Source organism: Rhodospirillales bacterium (genome assembly GCA_014323865.1).
Lineage (GTDB): Bacteria > Pseudomonadota > Alphaproteobacteria > SP197 > SP197 > SP197.
Genome location: JACONG010000016.1, coordinates 1 through 19,664, shown reverse-complemented (window position 1 = coordinate 19,664; position 19,664 = coordinate 1). Strand labels below are relative to the sequence as shown.

The window sequence follows — 19,664 nt, the reverse complement described above, 5'->3', positions numbered from 1 at the left end:
GGGCTCGCCGGTGCCTGAACGGCAGGGCCGGGATGGCGTTCTGCAGTCTCAAGGCCCTGCTCCGGATGAGCGCCGCAAAAAAATTCCGAGAGCTGCAAAAAACAGCTTGACATCCATCGCCCTGATCGGCTTGGATGCACGATGTCCAAGGGGACCCCGACAATGACAAGGGGACCCCGACAATGACAAGGGGACCCCGACAATGACAAGGGGACCCCGACAATGACAAGGGGACCCCGACAATGACAAGGGGACCCCGACAATGAACAAACTGTCAAACGTTGTTGCAAGTGTGCTCCTGGTTGCAGGTGTTTCCGCCTGGGCTCAGGAGAAGAGTACGACGCCCACCGCCCCCGTACCGGGTGCGACGGGTGCGGGCGGTGCGGTGCCTCGCGTTACAATCGAAAGTGTTACAGCAGTTTGGGGAGTAAAGATCACACCCGACCAATACCGTGCAGAGGTCAACAAGAATCTCTCCAGGATTGATGGAGCTATCCGACGTAGCCGTCTCGAAGCCCCGCAGAATCTCCCGGCCGGGAGAGGCACCTTGGCGGGATACATGAGGACGAACTATTTCACGGGCAGGGACACCCCCGCCGACAATCTCGTTGGCCGTCTCGAAGTCAGTGCCGATTTCGATGCGGGTACGGTCACGACAATTGCAAGCGATTTTCATCGGTTCAAAAGTCCCTGTAACTGTAAGTGGAACGGTGGCTGGGATGGTCGTGGCAGGGTTTACGGCACCCTTTCGGGTCGCGGAACCATCGACCGAACGGCAATTGCAAGCAAGCTGCAAGGCGTTCTCGATGACGGTGGAGACAGGAACGTCGTCGTCAATGCCAACCTGGCAGGCCAGGTTTACAGGAACGGCGGGAAAACGTTGGTGCACGGGGACGTTACGGGAAGCTATGTCGTAACCAAACGTAACCGCCGCACAACGGATCGCAGTGGCCCTGTACCGTTCATAGACATCAGCAGCGGTGATTTTTTCGCCACAACGGGGAACCGTCGTCGCCCCGGCGACCTCTCTTTGGGCTCTCTGGTCACCCATACTAGCAAGAGACCTGGGGTAAAGGAAACCATCAGCCGTCGCGAGTATCTCAGTCGAGTCGATCATTTCGCTCTGATCGGTGCATCCGTCGAAGCTGGCCATCTTGAAGCCCCGAGATCTCTCCCGGCCGGGACGGGCACCTTGATGGGTTATGTGAAGACGGACTACTTTGCATCGTCGGAAGATGACATCGCACCTGCCACCAGAAACTACATTACTGGCCGTCTCGCAGTGAATGCCGATTTCGATGACGGTACGGTCACGACATTTGCGAGCAATTTTCGCGAGTTTGTCGCCGGAAACCCCAGGGATCAACTGACCAGCCAGTACGTTTTCCAAAGCGGTCTTGAGACGGATGCCGACCACTGGAATCAATCCGTTTGGTCGGGCAGAGGTGAGGTGAAGAATGGCTGGAACGGTCGTGGCAGGATTTACGGGACCCTTTCCGGTACTGGAACCATCACTGCAACCGAGATTGCCAGCACCCTGGATGGCAAACTCAGTGACGGCAGAATTGGTGACATAACCGTCGATGCCAACTTGGCAGGCCAGGTTTACAGGAACGGCGGGAAAACGTTGGTGCACGGAGATGTTACTGGAACCTACACGCCTGCGACCGAGAACAGCCTTAGAGGCAAAAAAAGAGCTTCAGGCAGACAAGTCGTCAGGATCGTCGATGCTGGTAAAAAATCGCCAGGCCCTCTCACTCTCGGCGACGGTGATGACGAAGGTAACGGTGAGTTTTTCGCCATCCAGAAGGATAGTTTCCAGAGGTCTGGTCACACTCTTTACGACCGCCACCCAAGAACGGGGCGGCGGATCGTCGTCCGCAGAACGGGGTTGCTGGGCCGCCTTGAAACCCCGCCTGGTCTACGAGATGCGACAATCAAACCGTTTCAGCATCTCCAGCAAATCGACAATTTCGATTTCATCGATGCAGCTGTCGACGCCGGCCATCTTGAAGTTAGTGATGGTAGTTTCTTGTTTCGGAATGCGAGAGGCACCTTGACGGGATATGTCAAGGCTGACAATCTCTTCTCGGATCGTCGTGTCATCGGCAATCTCACAATCGATGCCAGATTCGGTGGTAACCGTGCGGTCAAGATAACCGCAGGCGATTTCAGCCAGTTTGGCGACGGTGCCTTGTCGGGGACGCTCAAGGGTAGCGGAAAGATCAATCGGTCCGGGATCAAAAGCACCCTGGATGGTACGATTACCCTCACGGAAGGGGATGCGACCAGCGTCACAACTGTTGACGGGATGATGGACGGTAGCGTGTACAGGCACATCCCTGCCGACAATGCCCACAATGACAACAAGTTGCTGGTACACGGAGACCTTACGGGCTCCTTTACGACAGACGGATCGGCCGCCGATATCGAAGGCGGAGCGTTCTACGCTATCGAGAACTGAGTACAGCATCGGGATTTCAGGCGGCATGGCCGCCTGAAATCCTCCGTGTCTCCCGATGCAGAGCGGATTGACGCACCCGGTTGGAATCGCAAACCGTTCCAGCCGGGTGCGATCCGTTCTGGCCTGCTCGTACATCGAACCCACAACGATCTGGGCCACGGGGTCACCCGCCTCGACGACGTCGACCCGGATGCGGACATCGGGGATGACCGACGTGCAGGCCGCCTGCTGGCGGTTGGCTGAACGGGTCACCAGCACAATGTCGCTGTCGGCGCGCAGGATGAGGCACTGGAAGAGCGAGTAGCCGCCGGTTGTCGTAGCCGGTCAGGTAGAACATGCTCTCCTGCTTGAAGAGCAACAGGGCGTTGAGACCCTGGTCCGCCATCGCGGCACAAACGCGCGGTGGCGAGCCAAATGTGAGGAACCCGTCATGGACATCGACTCACGCCTGTTCACGCTGGAATCGGTTGTGAAGCCCGAGTGGATCGACGAGTACGGCCATCTCAACATGGCCTTCTATGTGCTCATATGCGACCACGCCACGGCCGCCTTCTGGGACGCCATGAACGCACCGAAGCTGCAGGACGACCGCGACGGCGCGGAGTACGCCGTGGTCGAGACCCACGTGAACTATCTCGATGAGGTGCGCGAGGGGGATCCCGTGCTGGTGACGACCCAGCTGATCAGCGCCGACACCAAGCGCTACCGTATCTTCCACAGCATGTACCACGCCGAGAAGGGCTACCTGGCGGCGACCAATGAGGTCATGTCGCTTGGCTTCAATCTCAACACCCGCGGCATGATGGAGTTCACGCCCGAGGCCCAGGCGAAGCTTCAGGAGACCGTGGCGCTGCATGCCGATATGGAGCGCCACAACAACATCGGCCGTGCCATTGGCCAGCCGAGGAGACGATGAGCGACAATAAGAAGGCCGAGGACACAAACACCGACGAGGCACCGAAGACGGGGCCCGACGGCAACCCCATGGCTGAGGAGATCGGCGGCCCCGGGGGGCCCGAGCCGACCCGTCACGGTGAGTGGGAGGTCCACGGCCGCGTGGTGGACTTTTGAGCAGGCTCGACCCATTACCAGCTTCTGGCCGGTCCGCTCGCCGATGAGTCCGAAGCCAACATCCTTTGCGCCCGGCTCCAGCCCCAAGGCCAATACTGCAACCCTATCCCGCCGCAGGCGTGATTCCGCACCCAACCAACCACGTCATCGCCCCACTTGCTGGGGCGATCCACCGTCTGCCCGCGCGCCTGACTTGATTGGTCGATCGATGCCCCCATCAGTGGGGGCAGGACGGGGATGGAATGAAGAGGGGCGTCAGCGCTCCTCGACCAGGACGTAGAGGCCGCGGCCGACCAACACGCAACCGGTGAGTCAGCGGCGCAGGTTGGCGAAGCCCGCGCCCCGTCCCAGTGCTGCCGTTCGCGTGACGACGTAGAGCTGCGAGGGGCCGGGTAACGCGTTCAGAACGATCGCCGCCACGGCGACCACCAACAGTGTTTCCAGGGACGGCATGGTCAGCCGATGCGAATATTCTTCAGGTGGTCGGGCCGGGGCACGCCAGCCTTCAGTTTGGGATCGTCCTCGGGTTCGCCGATCACGGAGCGGATCGGCACCACACCGGCCCAGATGTCGAGTGCGTAGTCCTCCTCGTCATCCTCGCAGTGGCCGGTGCGGATCTTGGCGCTGGCCTCCTCGATCTCCATGCCGACCACCATCGTGGCCTTTATCTCCTGTCTCTGGATCGGCCGCAGGGTGTCCCAGCGTCCGGGTACGAAGTGTTCCAGAAAGGCCTTGAGCGAGGCTTCTTTCTCATCGTCGCCCTCGACCATCCGGGCGGTGCCGAAGAGTGTGGCGGAGCGATAGTTGACGCTGGAATGGAGACCCGAGCGCGCCAGCACGAAACCGTCGAGGTGGAAGACGTTGACGCACACCGGAATGCCGTTGCGCACTTGCCGCAGCATCCGGCTGGCCGACGAGCCGTGCCAGTAGAGCCGGTCGCCTTCCAGCCAGACCAGCGTCGGCGTGACATAGGGTTGTCCTTCGATGACGTATGCCACCGTCCCGGTGCCGATCTCGTCGATCAGCCGGTACACGGTCTCGCGATCGTAGTGGGCACGCTGGTAAAGCCGCTTGGCACGGCTACGGTCGGTCGGCGTGAAGGCGCTCACGGCTTGACTCCTGAGAAAATCGCGTGGCCGGCGCGGAGCCAGTGAACGTCGATGTGCTCAAGGCCGGCGTCGGCCATCCAGCACAGCTGGTCGAAAAGGCTCGAGGGCATGTCGACGGGATCGGCCTCGGGGTCGGTGTAGTAGTTCCAGCCATCGTCGCGGAAGAAGTGGAGCATCTTGCCGTCGCCGTCGAGCTTGTGGGCACGCTCGCCGACGCCGTCGTCCCAGTGGCGCTCCCAGAGTTTCTGGCCGGCCATGCGCTGGGCCTCAACGAGGTCGCAGATCACGAGCACACCGCCCGGCGCAAGCTGGTCCGCGAGGTCCTTGAAAAGTTGCGCCTTGCCGGGCCCGTCGAGGTGATGGACGGCGAGCGACGAGACGAAGGCATGGACCGGGCTCGCGAACGTGCGCCAGTCGGTGTCGGCGATGTCCATCATCCGGATCTGATGCGCCACACCCGCCGCGGCGAGCTTGCCTGCGGTCGAGTCGAGCATGGTCTGCGAGCCGTCGAGCGCGTGGAAGGTGGCGTTTGGGAAGCGCTTGGCCATCGCCTCGCACAGCAGACCCTCGCCGCTGCAGATCTCGACGATCGCAGCACCGTCGGTTGCGGGCGGGATGACGCTGCAGATCGTGTCCATCTGGGTTTCGCGTTCCGGTACGAAATAGGCGCCGTAGTCAATGAAGTGCCGGGAGGTTCCCTCGGTCCAGACTTCGGAATCGTTGACGTCGGTCATGCAGATGATCCTTGTTCAGCTTGGGCAAAGACTACGCAAGATTGGCTCCCTGGGAAGGTCCAATGCTCTCATGCATGACGGACCAATGGCTCCTGGGGGCGGCGGGCTGGAGCGGCGACCGCCACCGTGTTAATCGGATCGTGGTCCGGGTGCCCGGGTGACCGGGAGAATCGGGAAGGCGGTTGAACTCCGCCACGTGCCCAACGCCGTGAAGGGGACCGTCGGCACCGATGCCACTGGCCTTGGCCGGGAAGGCGTGCCGCCGGGATGATCCGCAGTCGGAAGACCGGCCTGGATTGTGACGGAGCGCCGCCGTGGACGGGTGGAAAGCTCGCCTGCCTGCCATGAGGGGGACCATCATGGACGCTGTTGCCTATGCCGATCCGTTCACCGCCGAAGAGTGCGAAGCCGTCTACCGCTGCATTGTCGAGCGGCGCGATGTTCGCGCCGAATTTCTGCCCGATCCGATCCCCGACGCGGTGCTCGGCCGGATTCTGCGAGCCGGGCATCACGCGCCGTCGGTCGGCTTCATGCAGCCGTGGGACTTTATCGTGATCCGCGACCGCGCCGTCCGGGAGGTCATCCATGACGCGTTTCAGTGCGCCAACGCGGAGGCCGCGGCGATGTTCGAGGGCGACCGGCAGGCCACATACCGAAGCCTGAAGCTCGAAGGCATTCTCGACGCGCCGCTCGGTATCTGCGTGACGTGCGACCGCAGCCGCAACGGCCCCCTCGTGCTGGGCCGGACCCATCAGCCGGAGATGGATCTGTACAGCGCCGTCTGCGCCGTGCAGACCATGTGGCTTGCCGCGCGTGCCGAAGGCATCGGCATGGGCTGGGTCTCGATCGTCGCCAAGGACGATCTCAGGGCTGCGCTCGGCATCCCCGACGACATCGAGATCATCGCCTATCTCTGTGCCGGCTACGTGCGCGGCTTTCCGCTGCGTCCCGATCTCGAACGACACGGCTGGCTCGACTGCATGCCGCTGAAGGAGGTTGTCCACATGGATGGCTGGCTGCGCCGCGACCTCGGCGACGAACTTGAACGCGCGCTCGGCTGAGGCCGTCAGCCGAGAGGCGGGCGCAGGTCGTGGAGCGGATTGGCGGCCTCGAAAGGGCGGCCTGCGCGCAGGACCAGCGCGTCCTCGCGGCGGCGCGTCCGACAATCTCCAGGCCGAAGGGCAGCCCGGCCTTGGTAAAGCCGCAGGGCACCGAAACGGCCGGCTGACCCGTCGCGTTGAAGGGCTGGGGAAAGAGCTCGTAGTTGTCGGTCCCGAGCGGCCGGTCGGACGGGGCGTCATGGCTCGTCGGGAAGGCGACGCAGGAGGTCGCCGCCCGTGTCTTCTGCAGGAACGGCGCGAACCAGATATGGCCGATCACGATCGAGCGATTTTGGGGCGCGATCGTGAGGTCGCTCATCATGCCGGCGCTTCGGTCGCCGTCGGTCCGGAGCGCGATGACGATCCAGTTGAACTCGAAGGGTTCACCCATCATGGCACGTCCAACCATCTCGGCGATCAGTGCGAACCCGTAACCCTTGTGACCGCCCGCGGGTAGAAGCGCGCCGCCGTTGTCGTAGTCGTCGATGCTGGTGGTGGTCCGGCCACGGGCATCGGCGATCCAGCCTTCGGGCACGGGTTCGCCGGTGCGGCGGCGGATCCGGATCTTGCCGTTGGCGACGACACAGGTCGCGAAGTCCGCCGAGATGTCGCCGGCATCGCCGCCCGGCAGAGCTATCGCCCAGGGGTTGGTCGAAAGCGCCCCGCCCCGGCCGCCATGGGCGGCAACCTGCGGCCACTTTTCGGCATTGCCGCCGCCGAAGCTCATGGCGAAGAGACCGTTCTCGGCGAGTCGTTCGGCATAGGCACCCATGCGGCCCGTGTGACCAACATTGCGGATCGCCGCGCAGACGATCGGCTGGCCCGAGGCCATGGCGATCAGTTCGTCGACCACCCGTTCCATCGCCACAATACCGAGACCCTTGCCGCCGTCGGCCTGAACCACGGTCGGCCCTGTTCGCTCCAGCGTGACCTCACCCACGGGCTGAAGCCCATCGTCGGCGAAGAGTTCCAGATAGTAGGCGACGCGGTTCACGCCGTGGGAGACGATGTTCTTCATCTCGGCAGCGACGAGATGCCGGGCGACCTCGCTTGCATCGTCGGCGCGCATGCCGGCACCCGACAGGATATCGGCGCAGAAGTCTTCAAGGGCTACGGGGCTCAGGGTGGGCATGGATCGGGCCGTATCGTGGTTGTTGCAAACGGCGCGGTCGCTATCGTAGCAGCAAGTATCGAGGGAGAGACCAGTGTCTGAACCGTCCAGCGATTTCGCCTTCACGTCCGACTCGCTTTACGGCACCGCCGGCGACCAGTCCTATTCCGGCTGCACGGTCGTGTACCGTGCCCTGCGTGCCCTGTCTCTCCACCACAGGTCACAGTCCAAACCCCTTGCGGGAGACCTGACAAAACACGAATATGCCTGCCCACCTGCACCGGAGTGAGCATCGTGGAAAAAGTCAGCTTCAGCCATATGGAAGACGGCACGGCCGACGACTACCGGATTATCGGTGAGGCCATCAGGAACGCGCATCATCTGCTTGCCGACGAGCTGCTGACGCTGCTGCGCGCTACCGAAACGGCCGAGCAAGGCATCCAGGTCACGCGCCTCGATCACGCCCTGCAGACGGCAACCTATGCCTTCAAGGACGGTCAGGACGAGGAGATGGTGGTCGGTGCACTCATGCACGACATCGCCGACAACATCTCGCCCTACAATCACGCCGAGGTCGCCGCCGGAATCCTCAGGCCCTATGTCCGCGATGAGGTCACCTGGATCGTGAAGCACCACGGCCTCTTCCAGACCTACTATTACGCACACTTCCAGGGCCGCGACCGCAACGCGCGCGACGCCTACAAAGGCCACCCGCACTATCAGGCCTGCGTCGACTTCTGTCACAAGTATGACCAGATGGCGTTCGATCCGAACTACACCGAGACCATGCCGCTCGAAGCCTTCGAGCCGATGGTTCGCCGCATCTTCGCCCGTGCGCCCAACTTCGACATGTCAACGCGTGACGTGGCCGAAGCGGCGTAAGCCCGACTCAACGATGGGTCGTCTACGGACTTGATCCGGGGACCCAGGCTCAAGAGGGCGCGACAGGGGCTTGCCTCCCGGTTCGAGCATGGATGGTCTGGTCAGGCCCGACCGTGACTGACAGTTAGGGCAGCGCCTGTTTCCTGAGGCCACGGATCGGGCGTTGCCCGTCCGCGACCGTGATGCGTTTCGGGCGGATCAGCGGTTCTGCCTGTTGTCCACCAGGTCCTCGACGACGCCCGGGTCGGCCAGGGTCGACGTATCGCCCAGGTTGCCGAAGTCGTCCTCGGCGATCTTGCGCAGGATGCGGCGCATGATCTTGCCCGAGCGGGTCTTGGGCAGACCCGGTGCCCACTGCAGCCAGTCGGGGCTGGCGATGGGGCCAATCTCTTTCCTGACCCACTGGACCAGCTCCTTCTTGAGCTCGTCCGAAGGTTCCTCGCCGACGTTCAGGGTGACATAGGCGTAGATGCCCTGGCCCTTGATATCGTGGGGGGCACCGACCACGGCGGCCTCGGCCACCTTGCCGTGCGCGACCAGCGCACTCTCGACCTCGGCCGTGCCCATGCGGTGGCCCGAGACGTTGAGCACGTCGTCGACGCGGCCGGTGATCCAGTAGTAGCCGTCCTCGTCGCGTCGTGCGCCGTCGCCGGTGAAGTACTTGCCGGGATAGGTCGCGAAGTAGGTCTGCACGAACCGTTCGTGGTCGCCGTAGACCGTGCGCATCTGGCCGGGCCAGCTATCGAGCAGGCAGAGGTTGCCCTCGGTCGCGCCCTCAAGGAGCTTGCCGTCGTTGTCAACCAGCGCGGGCTGCACGCCGAAGAACGGTCGGGTGGCCGAGCCGGCCTTCAGGCGCGTCGCACCGGGCAGCGGCGTGATCAGGATGCCACCGGTCTCGGTCTGCCACCAGGTGTCGACGATCGGGCAGCGGCTGTCGCCGACCACCCGGTAGTACCATTCCCAGGCTTCGGGATTGATCGGCTCGCCCACACTGCCCAGCAGGCGCAGAGTCGCACGGCTGGTCCTGGTGACGGGCTCGTCGCCCTCGCGCATCAGGGCGCGGATCGCCGTGGGCGCGGTGTAGTAGATGTTGACCCCATGCTTGTCGATCACCTCCCAATGCCGGCTGGCATCGGGATAGTTCGGCACGCCCTCGAACATCAGGGTGGTGGCACCATTGGCGAGCGGGCCGTAGACGATGTAGCTGTGGCCGGTGACCCAGCCGACATCGGCCGTGCACCAGTAGATGTCGCCGTCGTGGTAGTCGAAGACGTACTGATGGGTCATCGAGGCGTAGATGATATAGCCGCCCGTGGTGTGCATCACGCCCTTTGGCTTACCCGTCGATCCCGATGTGTAGAGAATGAAGAGCGGGTCCTCGGCACCCATGGTCTCGGGCGCGCAGTTGGCCGAGACCTTGTCGCGCATGTCGTGCCACCAGCGGTCGCGACCTTCGGTCATGGTGACATCGGCGCCGGTGCGCTTGACCACGAGACAGCCGGTGACGCTCGACGTGCTTTCGAGCGCGGCGTCGACATTGGCCTTGAGCGGCACCTTGCGGCCGCCGCGCAGACCCTCATCGGCGGTGATGATGATGTTGGAGTCGCAGTCGACAATGCGGTTGGCGAGCGAATCGGGCGAGAAGCCGCCGAAGACAACCGAGTGGATTGCGCCGATACGCGTGCAGGCCAGCATGGCGTAGGCGGCCTCGGGGACCATCGGCATGTAGATCGTGATCCGGTCGCCCCGTTTCGCGCCCATCTCCCTGAGCGCATTGGCCATGCGGCATACCTCTTCGTGGACTTGCCTGTAGGTGATCGACTTCGAGGCTTGGGCGGGATCGTCGGCTTCCCAGATGATCGCCACCTGATCGCCGCGGCTTGCAAGATGGCGGTCGAGGCAGTTGGCGCTGACGTTGAGCTCTCCGTCCTCGAACCACTTGATCGAGACGCCATCGTTGTAGTCGGTGTTCTTCACCTTGGTGAAGGGCGTGATCCAGTCGACACGCTTGCCGTGTTCGGCCCAGAACGACTCCGGATTGTCGACCGACGCCTGGTACATCGCAAGATACGCATCGTTATCGACGTGGGCGCGCTCGGCCCACTCGTTCGTAACCTCGTGAATGTGCTCGCTGCTCATGCTGCTGACTCCCCTCTGGTCGTGCGTGCCGTATCGCGCGGCCATTATGTCACGTTTTGCCGCATCCATCCGGACACGCAAGCGCGACCGGATCAGACAGTCCTGAGCGCGTCCAACGCCGCATTGATGTCGACTTCCGTATTGTAGAGATGGGGCGCGAATCGCAGCGCGCCAGCACGCAGTACGACATCGATCCCTGCGGGTGGCATCGACAAGCCAAGCGTTGAACGAAGCGGCCCAGCTTCGCTGACACTGACGATCCCGAACCTGATGCCCGTGAGCCCCTCCACCAGGCACCCGACAATCGTCTGGTCATGTGCGGCGATGTGACAGATGCCGACCGCGAGCATATGGTCCAGCACGGCGATCAGCGCCTTGGCATTGAAGAAGTTGGCGGTGCCGAAGACATCGAGGTCGCGCTCTGATGTGACGGTGCCGCCCCGGAGTTCGCCCAGGTTGTCGTCGGCGTCGAGCTTCTTGACCTGCCGCCCGAACTTGAACCCCATCGGGATGGCGTTCTCTGGGCTCAAGGCCCTGCTCCGAAAGGCCGTTGCCAGAACCGTCGATGACCTCCGGGAGGCCATCGCAACGATCATCGATACCTTCACGCCACAGCATGGCACGAACGTCTTCGCCGCCGCAGGATATGATCACGAGAAAATTGAATCTGCTCTAGTGCTGCGCACTCCAAACTGTGAACGGTTGCGATGGTTGTGTTCCGGAAACCATTCAGACGGGACAACGCTTTGTGACCGCTGCCTTCCTGTCGGGCACGGCTGTACGAGCGGAGCGCGAACGTTATGGTGGGCGCCGTTTGTTCGGGAGGTTACATGAACGGAGCCGAGAGCCTTGTCCGCACCCTCGTCGAGGGCGGTGTTGACGTCTGCTTCACCAACCCCGGTACGTCGGAGATGCACTTCTGTGCGGCACTCGACCGGGTTGACGGCATGCGCTGCATCCTGGGCCTGTTCGAGGGTGTGGTGACCGGCGCGGCCGACGGCTACGGCCGCATGAAGGACAGTCCCGCCGCCACGCTGCTGCATACCGGGCCGGGCCTCGGCAACGGCATTGCCAACCTGCACAACGCCAGGAAGGCCCTGACGCCGATTGTCAACATCGTCGGCGAGCACGCGACCTATCACATCCGGCACGACGCGCCGCTGACGGCTGACATCGAGGGTCTGGCCTGGCCCGTCTCGGACTGGGTGAAGACCAGCGCCGACGCCACCTCGGTCGCGACCGACGGTGCCCAGGCGATCGCCGAGGCGAAGACGGCACCGGGACGCATCGCCACGCTCATTCTGCCTGCCGACACGGCCTGGAACGAAGCCGACGGCGTGGCCCAGGTGCCCGACATTCCGCCGCCCGATCCCGCCACCGAAGGTGCGGTGCGCGATTGCGTCGATGCCCTGCGCTCGGGCGAACCCTGCGTCATTCTGCTCGGCCACCGCGCCCTGCGGGCCGATGCCACAGAGATCGCGGGTCGTATCGCCGCCCAGACCGGGGCACAGTTGATGACCGAGTTCGGCGCGGCGCGCTGCGAACGCGGCGCGGGCCGGGTCACGCCCGAGCGCATCCCCTATGTCGTCGACCAGGCGCTCGCGGTGACTGGCGAGTTTCGCCACATGATCCTGATCGGCTCGAAGACCCCGGTGGCGTTCTTCGCCTATCCCGGCAAGCCGAGCGTGCTGATCCCCGAGACCTGCCAGACTTATCTCCTGGCCTCGGCGGGCGACGATGTCATGGGTGCGCTCGAATGGCTCGCTGACGAACTCGATGCGGGCGAGGCCAAAGCGGTTACCGAATCGCTCCAGCGGCCGGCGCTGGAATCGGGCGAACTCACCATCGACAAGATCGCGAGCGCCATCGGCCACCTTCTGCCCGAAGGCTGCATTGTCGACGACGAGGCGATCACCTCGGGCCGCATGTTGCACCCCTGCACCAGGGGCTGCCCGCCACACGACTGGCTGTTCGGCACCGGCGGCTCGATCGGCCGGGCCCTGCCGGACGCGACCGGCGCGGCCATCGCCTGCCCGGACCGCAAGGTTCTCTGCCTCTCGGGCGACGGCAGTGCGATGTACACGATCCAGGCCCTGTGGACCCAGGCCCGGGAGAATCTCGATGTCGTCACGGTGATCTACAACAACCGGACCTACGCCATCCTGCACGGTGAACTGCGGAACGTCGGCGCCAATCCGGGGCCCAGGGCGCACGACATGTTCGACCTTGACCGGCCGGAGCTCGACTGGGTCCAGATGGCCAACGGCATGGGGGTCGAAGCCGTGCGCGCGACCACCGCCGAGGCGTTCAACCGTGCGCTCCAGGCCGCGTTTGCCAGTTCCGGACCGTTCCTCATCGACGCCGTTGTCTGAGGTTAGTGGAACGAAAGAAACCGCAAGCCTCTGGCTTACGGTTTCACGCCGGCCATCTCGCAGAGCATGGCCCAGTGCTCGTCGCTCACGGGCACGACCGAGAGGCGGGACTGGCGCACGAGGGCAAGATCGTCGAAGCGGCCGTCCTGCCTGATCTCCTTGAGCGCGACCGGGCGTTGGACGGGCTGACCGGTTTGACATCGACGACGACCCACGTGCTGTCGGGCTCGGCGGTGGGATCGGGATAGGCCTCGCGCGTCACCTTCATGATGCCGACGATCTGCTTCTCATCGACCGAATGGTAGAAGAACGCCTTGTCGCCCTTCTTCATCCGGCGGATGTTGGCGGCAGCCTGGTGGTTGCGCACACCGTCCCACGTGCTCTCGCCCTCGGCGACGAGATCGTTCCAGCCCCATTCGCCGGGTTCCTGCTTCATCAGCCGTGTGGGCATGGTCCGCTCCCGGTTGCTTCACGCCGACCTTGCAAGAAAAAACCCCGGCGGTCTCCCGCCGGGGGCTTCTGAAACTCTGTGGGAAAAGCCGGGATGGTTCAGGATGGCGAGCCCAGCTGGGCGGGGTTCTCGATGGCTTCCTCGGCGACCTCCTCGGCGACCTCCTCGGCGACCTCAATCACCGCAACGGCAGCTTCGACGGCAACCTCGGCCGGGTCGATACCGGTTTCGGTCGCGACCTCTGATATCACGCTCTGGAGGGTCGCCAGACCACCGGAGGCGTCTGCGGCGTTGGCGACGATCGCGCCGACCTCGTCCGTGTTCGCGCCGGCTGCAACAGCAGCCTCCGAGGCTGTAGCGGCTATGGAGGCTGCCTGGGCCGGCTGGGCCTGAACGACCGCACGGGTGATCTGGACCGCGGCAGCGGGACGCGCGGCGGTCGCCGCGCCGGCCACCTGGGCAGCAGCCGTCGGCTTGACGGTTGCCGCGGCACGGGACAGCGCCGCAACCGTGGCGGTCGACAGCGTCGGATTGCTGGTGATCAGCGCACCGACCGCGGCGGCTACCTCCGCATCGGAGGCCGACGCGATATCGCCGCCAACCTGGGCCGCGATGACCGCGGTCAGAACGGCATTGAGCGCTGCATCACGCTGCGCCTGGGTGGCCGTTGCAGGGTCGATGCCCTGAGCCTGGAGTTCGGCTGCAACCTGATCGTCCAGCATCGCTTGCTGTGCCAGAGCCGGCGCCGACATCAGGAACATCGCCGTGGCGACGCACGTGATCATCCGTTTCATGAGTTCATTCATGGGTTCATCTCCTTGTTCGATCGACCCGTATTTGTTGCGCGCACCAGCACAATTGACTGTCCTTCGACATGTGACAGATTGTTCGAGTGCGAATCAACTGCCTTCTACTGTAGCAACGATGTGCCGAAATGAGAAAGCCGAAATTGGCGTTGCGCGAAAACCCCGGAAACCAGGGACGTTTGATAGCAAGGTATTGCATAAATGTCACACTATAGTGGTTGTGCCGACCGCCGCTTTCCAGGGGCGAATGTCGACGGACTGAAACACGTTGGCCTTGCGATAGGGGTCGTTTTCGGCCCAGGCGCGGGCTTCGGAAAGGCTCCCGGCCTCGATCACCAGGAGCGACCCCACCATGCGGCTGCCATCGTCGCTGAGCAGCGGGCCGGCCAGCTTCACGGCGTTGCCTGCTTTGGCGAGAAAGCCGAGATGGGCTTCGCGGTTGTTCGCCCGGGGTGAGCCGTCACTCTCCCGGTCGATGGCATGAATGACAAACAGCATGGCAGAACCTCCGTCGGAACGGGTTGGGATCAGGTGAACTCGGTGTCGCTCGGGCGGGCCAGCAGGCGTTCGATGGCGGCTGCAACATCGCAGCGCTCTGCGAGAATGTCGTCGACGGCAGCGCAGATCGGCATGTCGACCCCCAGACGGGCGGCCAGCGCCACCACCGCGGGCGCTGTCGCCGCACCTTCGACCACGCTGTTGCGGCCTTCCATCAGTTCGGCCACGGTGCGTCCTTCGCCCAGACCGCGGCCGAAGGTCTGGTTGCGCGAGAGCGTGCCGGTGCAGGTCAAGACGAGATCGCCCAGCCCGGCGAGTCCCATCAGGGTCTCGCGCTCGGCGCCGAGTGCTGCGCCGAGCCTGGCGATTTCGCTCAGGCCCCGGCTGATCACCGCAGCGCGTGCGTTGTGGCCCATGCCCCGGCCGTCGGCGATGCCGCAGGCGATGGCGATGACGTTCTTGACTGCGCCGCCGACCTCAATGCCGACGACGTCGGTGCTGCGATAGACGCGGAACATCGGTCCGCCCAGCGCGGCAGCCATGGTGTCGATGTCCGCCTCCGGCCCGGCGACGGTCACGGCCGTGGGCAGGCCGAGCGCGACCTCGGCGGCAAACGAGGGCCCGGAGAGTCCGGCCACATGGTCGCGCGACAGGGCTTCGGCCGCGACATCGGTCATCAGCATGCCGCTGCCGAGCTCGATGCCCTTGGTGCAGACGCAGACGGCCGCCCCTGGCGCGACGTGAGGGGCGAGCGCTCCGCTGACCGTCCGCAGATGGGCCGATGGTGCGGCAAGCAGGACGGGATCGCAGCCCGAGAACTCGGCCATGTCGCCAGTTGCACCGATTCCGGCGTCGAGGGTGACAGCGGGAAGAAAGACCGGGTTCCGGTGCGTGTCGTTGATCGCGCTGACGGTGTCGGTTTCATGGGCCCAGATCGTGACGTCCGAGCCCGCGCGACGCGCAGCACAGGCGAGCGCCGTGCCCCATGCGCCCGCGCCGACGATGCCAACATGCCATGCCGTTGCCATGGCGTTCGCATACAGGAGCGCCCGGTGCTTGTTAAGGCTGCGCTTTGCAAGCCGAGCGTTCTGCCGTAAAGCGCGCGCCATGCGGCGCTTGAAACTCACGACGCGGGGCAGCCCCCTCGCCCTCTGGCAGGCCGCGGCAGTACGCGATGCCCTGGCGACCCGGCGTCTGGACTGGCCGCTTGCGGAGATCGTCACCGTGCATTCGAGCGGCGAAAGGGTGCGCGATCGCGCGCTCAGCGAACTCGGCGGCAAGGGTGCTTTCTGCAGGGAGATCGACCGGCCTGTGATCGCGGGTGAGGCCGATCTGGCGGTCCACTCGATGAAGGACGTCGAGACCGTGATCGACGATGCGCTTGTGCTGGCTGCGATGCTGCCGCGCGAGGACGCGCGCGATGCCTTCCTCTCGCCGGTCGCCGGATCGCTCGAAGACCTGCCCGAGGGCGCTGTGGTCGGCAGCTCGTCGATCCGGCGCCGTGCCCAGCTTCTGCGCTGGCGGCCCGATCTCCGGGTCATTCTTTATCGCGGCAATGTCGGCACGCGCCTTGCGAAGCTTGAGGCCGGTGACGCCGACGCGACCATTCTGGCCGTGTCCGGCCTCAAGCGTCTGGGGCGTGCCGATGCGATCACCGCAGCGCTCGATCCCGAGGTGATGCGGCCCGCATCGGGACAGGGCGCGATCGGCGTGACCTGCCGGTCGGACGATGCTGACCTGGTCGCGCTGCTGGCCGAGATCGACCATGGCCCGACCCATGCCGCCGTTGCTGCCGAGCGGGCCGTGCTGGCCCGGCTCGACGGGTCGTGTCAGACGCCGGTCGCGGCGCACGCCACGATCGCGAACGGATGTATGACGCTCGACGCCCTGGTCCTCAGCGCCGACGGTACACGCTGGGCGTCGGCACGGCGCGAGGGCGCGGTCGCCGCTGCCGTTGCACTCGGCGACGCCGCCGGTGCCGAGCTGCTGGCTGCCGCAGGACGGGACCTCTTCGGCAGCAGGCCGACGTGAACATTCTGCTGACGCGACCGCATGAGGACTCCGTCCGGTTTGCCGCGCGGCTCGCGTCATGCGGCGTGACGACGGAGGTTGCGCCGCTCCTGACGATCCATCCCGTCGCCCATGCCCCGATCGACCTGGGCCGTGTCCAGGCCGTGCTGCTGACCAGCGCGAACGGGGCCCGTGCGCTTGCGGATGCCACGGCGGAGCGGGACTGCGCCGTGCTGGCCGTCGGCGACGCCACGGCGCGCGTTGCGCGTGAGGCCGGGTTCGGCGATGTCGCGTCGGCCTCCGGCGATGTCGCGTCGCTCACCACTATCGCTGCCGCGCGTCTGAACCCCGGCGACGGACCCGTGCTCCACATCGCCGGCAGCGCGGTCGCGGGCGATCTTGCAGGCGGTCTGGGCGCAAGGGGGTTCGCGGTCGAGCGATGTGTGGCCTACAGGGCCACGACCGCCGCGACGTTGCCCGACAACGCGGTTGACGGTCTCCGGGCGGACCGGTTCGATGGGGCTGCGTTTTTCTCGCCTCGCACCGCGGCGACCTTTGCGAGACAGATCGAGGCCGCCGGTTTGAGCGTGGCGACCGAACGGCTTCACGTCTTCTGCCTCAGCGATGCTGTGGCAGTCGCGTTGCAGGGAACACGATGGCGGGCGGGTCATGTGCCGCCGAGACCGGAGAGCGAGGCCCTCGCCCGATTGATTTGCGAGGCCGCGGAGTTGCCATGAGCACGGACACCACGACATCGCCTGGCGGCCGGGACGACATCGCCGACACCCTCGGTCACGAGGCCGCCGATGCGGTTGAGCCGAGCGTCGACGCCGATGCAGCGCTCAATCCCGACGGCACCAATGACAATGTTCTGACCGACGCGCCGGATGAGCCGGCGTCCGATCTGACGGCTCGGCCCGGGAACAGGGGCTCACCGCGCGGGCGCGGGACCCTGCTGACCGCTGCGCTGATCGCGCTGATCGTCGGCGGGGCGGCCGGCTACGGCGCGACGCGCCTGGGCGGGTCCGAAGCACCGTCGGCCCCGACGGCCGACCCGGCCCTTGAGCACCGGATCGCCGCGTTGGAGGACAAGGTCAGCACTTTCGAATCCGCGCCTACCGAGGCATCGGCTGCCGTCGCGGTGCTCTCCGGACAGGTCAGGAGCCTCGGGGACACCGTGGCGGTGCTTCAGGACAAGCTGACCGAGGCCGAAACAGAGATCGCCACGCTGTTGTCAGGAGGCGGTGACGCCGACGGTTCCACGGCGGTGCCTGCCGCCGACCTGGCGCTGCTGAAGTCCGATATCGCGGCTCTTCAGTTCCGTATCGACGGGCTGGCGACGGCGCCCTCCGCCGGCTCTGCGCCTGTAGCGAACCACGCCGCCGAGATTGCCGCGCTGCAGATGTCGCTGGGCGATCAGGCGACCCGGCTCGATGCGCTTGCGGCCTCGGTTGCCGGCATTGAGGGCAGCATGACCGAACCGATGGCGGGTTTCGTCCTGGCTGCCGGTCAGCTGCGCCAGCGCGTCGAGGACGGCCGTCCCTATGCGGAAGCGCTTGCGACGATACAATCGCTGGCGCCCGCCGATGCCGATCTCGGCCAGGACTTCCCGGTTCTCGCCAAACATGCCGACGACGGCGCCCCGACGCTCGATGCGCTGCAGGCCGGTGTGGCCGATGCCTTCGGATCCGCGGTCGATGCCGAACGTGCGGCACAGGCCGACGGCTGGTTCGACGGTGCCGTCTCCTATGTCGAGGGGCTCGTGGATGTCAGGCGCATCGACGGTAACGTGGTGGGTGACGATGCCGCCGCCGTCACGACCCGTGCCTGGGCCAAGGTCGATGCGGGGGAGATTGGCGCTGCTCTGACCGAACTTGATGCTCTTCAGGGACCGGCCGCCGGGGCGGTCGCCGACTGGCGGGATCGGGCCGAGCAGTATGTGGCGGTTCACGATGCGCTCGATGCGCTTGAGGGACGGGCTGTGGCGCTGGTCGGGGGCTCTGGCAGCTAGGCCATGATCTCACTCGTCGCCTATGGACTTTTGGTCCTCGTTCTCCTAGCCATCGTCATCGTCGTCACGATGGTGGGCGGTGCCGTCTCGATCGAGATTGCCGGTTATGAGGTGACCACGACGTTTCCGCGCCTCGTTCTTGTTGTGGCTGGCATTGCCCTGATCGCCGTCGTGCTGGTCTGGCTGGTCGGCTGGATCTGGAAGGGCCCGCGCAAGCTGCATCAGATGGTGATGCGGCGTCGACGCGAGCGGGGTTATGTGTCCCTGACGTCCGGGCTTGTCGCGATCGCCGCAGGTGACGCACGTGAGGCGCGGCGCCATGCCAGGAAAGCCGACGCCCTGTTGGGCCATCCGCCGTTGACGCTTCTTCTGACCGCACAGGCGGCGCAGCTCGACGGTGACGCCGAGACTGCCGAGAAGCAGTTCACCGCGATGCTCGACCGCCCGGAAACCGAATTCCTTGGCCTGCGCGGCCTGATGGCGGCTGCTCTCCGGCGCGGTGCCTGCGCTGCGGCCCGCGACTATGCCGTTCGCGCGCATGCTCTGCGGCCCGATGCCCGCTGGGCTGCCGAGTCTGTGTTCGATCTGCAGACCCTGGCGGGCGACTGGAACGGTGCCCGGCGGACGCTTGAGACAGCGCTGGACCGCAAGGCGGTCAGCGTTCGGACGGGTCGCAAACGGCGCGCGGCCCTGTTGCTCGAAGAGGGGCGTCAGGCCTTTGAAAACCTTGATCGCGGTCACGCGCTGAAGCGTGTGCGGGAGGCTCATGCCGAAGCGCCCGATCTTGTGCCAGCCACGGCACTTCTGGCCCGCCTTCTGATCGACGATCAGAAACTGCGGCAGGCGGCCAGGGTGATCGAGAAGGTCTGGCCTGCCACGCCGCACCCCGAGCTTGCTGCCATCTAT

Annotated in this window: 20 protein-coding genes, 1 pseudogene and 1 riboswitch; of the genes and pseudogenes, 10 read left to right on the top strand and 11 right to left on the bottom strand. The window is 65.0% G+C overall.

Features of this window, described 5'->3' with window-relative positions; all coding sequences use genetic code 11:
• The first annotated feature begins 262 nt into the window (after positions 1 to 262).
• Positions 263 to 2,464: a hypothetical protein gene (locus tag GDA49_08890; GenBank protein ID MBC6440503.1), complete on the top strand. Its 2,202-nt coding sequence runs from the start codon at positions 263 to 265 to the stop codon at positions 2,462 to 2,464.
• A gap of 163 nt (positions 2,465 to 2,627) precedes the next feature.
• On the opposite strand, the gene GDA49_08885 is transcribed toward GDA49_08890, so the two are convergent.
• Positions 2,628 to 2,849: an aminopeptidase P family N-terminal domain-containing protein gene (locus tag GDA49_08885; GenBank protein ID MBC6440502.1), complete on the bottom strand. Its 222-nt coding sequence runs from the start codon at positions 2,847 to 2,849 to the stop codon at positions 2,628 to 2,630.
• Between the two features lie 45 nt (positions 2,850 to 2,894).
• Between GDA49_08885 and GDA49_08880 the strand changes: the two genes are divergently transcribed.
• Entirely contained in the window at positions 2,895 to 3,380 is a 486-nt protein-coding gene (locus GDA49_08880) for a thioesterase family protein (GenBank protein MBC6440501.1), read from the top strand.
• Positions 3,377 to 3,535: a DUF1674 domain-containing protein gene (locus tag GDA49_08875; protein ID MBC6440500.1), complete on the top strand. Its 159-nt coding sequence runs from the start codon at positions 3,377 to 3,379 to the stop codon at positions 3,533 to 3,535. The genes GDA49_08880 and GDA49_08875 overlap by 4 nt, the downstream gene beginning before the upstream one ends.
• A 312-nt stretch (positions 3,536 to 3,847) precedes the next feature.
• On the opposite strand, the gene GDA49_08870 is transcribed toward GDA49_08875, so the two are convergent.
• The 4 genes from GDA49_08870 to GDA49_08855 form a co-directional block, all read right to left on the bottom strand.
• On the bottom strand, positions 3,848 to 3,988 hold the full coding sequence (locus tag GDA49_08870) for a hypothetical protein (GenBank protein ID MBC6440499.1): 141 nt from the start codon (positions 3,986 to 3,988) through the stop codon (positions 3,848 to 3,850).
• A gap of 2 nt (positions 3,989 to 3,990) precedes the next feature.
• Positions 3,991 to 4,644, bottom strand: a complete 654-nt coding sequence (locus GDA49_08865) for a pyridoxamine 5'-phosphate oxidase family protein (GenBank protein MBC6440498.1) — start codon at positions 4,642 to 4,644, stop codon at positions 3,991 to 3,993.
• The gene (locus GDA49_08860) at positions 4,641 to 5,378 is read right to left on the bottom strand and encodes a class I SAM-dependent methyltransferase (protein ID MBC6440497.1); all 738 of its coding nucleotides are present in this window, start codon (positions 5,376 to 5,378) and stop codon (positions 4,641 to 4,643) included. Before GDA49_08860 ends, GDA49_08865 begins: the two co-directional genes overlap by 4 nt.
• Positions 5,379 to 5,508: 130 nt before the next feature.
• A riboswitch (cobalamin riboswitch) is annotated at positions 5,509 to 5,688 on the top strand.
• A 590-nt stretch (positions 5,689 to 6,278) separates the two neighbouring features.
• Positions 6,279 to 7,610, bottom strand: coding sequence for an Ldh family oxidoreductase (locus tag GDA49_08855; protein MBC6440496.1), 1,332 nt, complete (start codon positions 7,608 to 7,610; stop codon positions 6,279 to 6,281).
• A gap of 73 nt (positions 7,611 to 7,683) precedes the next feature.
• Here GDA49_08855 and GDA49_08850 point away from each other — a divergent pair, with 73 nt between their 5' ends.
• The gene (locus GDA49_08850; protein ID MBC6440495.1) at positions 7,684 to 7,878 is read left to right on the top strand and encodes a hypothetical protein; all 195 of its coding nucleotides are present in this window, start codon (positions 7,684 to 7,686) and stop codon (positions 7,876 to 7,878) included.
• Positions 7,879 to 7,907: 29 nt separating this feature from the next.
• Positions 7,908 to 8,471, top strand: coding sequence for an HD domain-containing protein (locus tag GDA49_08845; protein ID MBC6440494.1), 564 nt, complete (start codon positions 7,908 to 7,910; stop codon positions 8,469 to 8,471).
• Positions 8,472 to 8,669: 198 nt separating this feature from the next.
• Here GDA49_08845 and acs read toward each other — a convergent pair whose 3' ends face one another.
• A complete protein-coding gene (gene acs, locus GDA49_08840; GenBank protein MBC6440493.1) occupies positions 8,670 to 10,610 on the bottom strand; it encodes an acetate--CoA ligase in 1,941 nt (646 codons plus the stop codon).
• 92 nt (positions 10,611 to 10,702) lie between these two features.
• Positions 10,703 to 11,140 (bottom strand): hypothetical protein, encoded by a 438-nt coding sequence (locus tag GDA49_08835; protein ID MBC6440492.1) that lies wholly within the window; start codon positions 11,138 to 11,140, stop codon positions 10,703 to 10,705.
• A 300-nt stretch (positions 11,141 to 11,440) separates the two neighbouring features.
• Between GDA49_08835 and GDA49_08830 the strand changes: the two genes are divergently transcribed.
• Positions 11,441 to 12,982, top strand: a complete 1,542-nt coding sequence (locus tag GDA49_08830; protein MBC6440491.1) for an acetolactate synthase large subunit — start codon at positions 11,441 to 11,443, stop codon at positions 12,980 to 12,982.
• 35 nt (positions 12,983 to 13,017) lie between these two features.
• Here GDA49_08830 and GDA49_08825 read toward each other — a convergent pair.
• The 4 genes and pseudogenes from GDA49_08825 to GDA49_08810 all read right to left on the bottom strand — a co-directional run bounded on the left by GDA49_08825 (position 13,018) and on the right by GDA49_08810 (position 15,765).
• Positions 13,018 to 13,433: pseudogene (locus GDA49_08825) on the bottom strand (EVE domain-containing protein).
• Positions 13,434 to 13,531: 98 nt separating this feature from the next.
• Entirely contained in the window at positions 13,532 to 14,239 is a 708-nt protein-coding gene (locus GDA49_08820) for a hypothetical protein (protein MBC6440490.1), read from the bottom strand.
• Positions 14,240 to 14,443: 204 nt separating this feature from the next.
• Entirely contained in the window at positions 14,444 to 14,737 is a 294-nt protein-coding gene (locus GDA49_08815) for a YciI family protein (protein ID MBC6440489.1), read from the bottom strand.
• 29 nt (positions 14,738 to 14,766) lie between these two features.
• Positions 14,767 to 15,765: an NAD(P)-dependent glycerol-3-phosphate dehydrogenase gene (locus GDA49_08810; GenBank protein MBC6440488.1), complete on the bottom strand. Its 999-nt coding sequence runs from the start codon at positions 15,763 to 15,765 to the stop codon at positions 14,767 to 14,769.
• 79 nt (positions 15,766 to 15,844) lie between these two features.
• Between GDA49_08810 and hemC the strand changes: the two genes are divergently transcribed.
• The 4 genes from hemC to GDA49_08790 all read left to right on the top strand — a co-directional run.
• On the top strand, positions 15,845 to 16,768 hold the full coding sequence (gene hemC / locus GDA49_08805) for a hydroxymethylbilane synthase (GenBank protein ID MBC6440487.1): 924 nt from the start codon (positions 15,845 to 15,847) through the stop codon (positions 16,766 to 16,768).
• A complete protein-coding gene (locus GDA49_08800; protein ID MBC6440486.1) occupies positions 16,765 to 17,484 on the top strand; it encodes a uroporphyrinogen-III synthase in 720 nt (239 codons plus the stop codon). Before hemC ends, GDA49_08800 begins: the two co-directional genes overlap by 4 nt.
• The gene (locus tag GDA49_08795) at positions 17,481 to 18,758 is read left to right on the top strand and encodes a hypothetical protein (GenBank protein ID MBC6440485.1); all 1,278 of its coding nucleotides are present in this window, start codon (positions 17,481 to 17,483) and stop codon (positions 18,756 to 18,758) included. Before GDA49_08800 ends, GDA49_08795 begins: the two co-directional genes overlap by 4 nt.
• 3 nt (positions 18,759 to 18,761) lie before the next feature.
• A partial coding sequence (locus GDA49_08790) for a heme biosynthesis protein HemY (GenBank protein ID MBC6440484.1) occupies positions 18,762 to 19,664 on the top strand: 903 nt, incomplete at its 3' end.

Excerpts from the sequence above, each read along its gene's own strand:
- GDA49_08890 (MBC6440503.1), top strand. The coding sequence starts at position 263 with ATGAACAAACTGTCAAACGTTGTTGCAAGTGTGCTCCTGGTTGCAGGT.
- GDA49_08870 (MBC6440499.1), bottom strand. The coding sequence starts at position 3,988 with ATGCCGTCCCTGGAAACACTGTTGGTGGTCGCCGTGGCGGCGATCGTT.
- GDA49_08820 (MBC6440490.1), bottom strand. The coding sequence starts at position 14,239 with ATGAATGAACTCATGAAACGGATGATCACGTGCGTCGCCACGGCGATG.
- GDA49_08860 (MBC6440497.1), bottom strand. The coding sequence starts at position 5,378 with ATGACCGACGTCAACGATTCCGAAGTCTGGACCGAGGGAACCTCCCGG.
- GDA49_08795 (MBC6440485.1), top strand. The coding sequence starts at position 17,481 with ATGAGCACGGACACCACGACATCGCCTGGCGGCCGGGACGACATCGCC.
- acs (MBC6440493.1), bottom strand. The coding sequence starts at position 10,610 with ATGAGCAGCGAGCACATTCACGAGGTTACGAACGAGTGGGCCGAGCGC.
- GDA49_08830 (MBC6440491.1), top strand. The coding sequence starts at position 11,441 with ATGAACGGAGCCGAGAGCCTTGTCCGCACCCTCGTCGAGGGCGGTGTT.
- GDA49_08815 (MBC6440489.1), bottom strand. The coding sequence starts at position 14,737 with ATGCTGTTTGTCATTCATGCCATCGACCGGGAGAGTGACGGCTCACCC.
- GDA49_08885 (MBC6440502.1), bottom strand. The coding sequence starts at position 2,849 with ATGGCGGACCAGGGTCTCAACGCCCTGTTGCTCTTCAAGCAGGAGAGC.
- GDA49_08810 (MBC6440488.1), bottom strand. The coding sequence starts at position 15,765 with ATGGCAACGGCATGGCATGTTGGCATCGTCGGCGCGGGCGCATGGGGC.
- hemC (MBC6440487.1), top strand. The coding sequence starts at position 15,845 with ATGCGGCGCTTGAAACTCACGACGCGGGGCAGCCCCCTCGCCCTCTGG.
- GDA49_08880 (MBC6440501.1), top strand. The coding sequence starts at position 2,895 with ATGGACATCGACTCACGCCTGTTCACGCTGGAATCGGTTGTGAAGCCC.
- GDA49_08855 (MBC6440496.1), bottom strand. The coding sequence starts at position 7,610 with ATGCCCACCCTGAGCCCCGTAGCCCTTGAAGACTTCTGCGCCGATATC.
- GDA49_08875 (MBC6440500.1), top strand. The coding sequence starts at position 3,377 with ATGAGCGACAATAAGAAGGCCGAGGACACAAACACCGACGAGGCACCG.
- GDA49_08845 (MBC6440494.1), top strand. The coding sequence starts at position 7,908 with ATGGAAGACGGCACGGCCGACGACTACCGGATTATCGGTGAGGCCATC.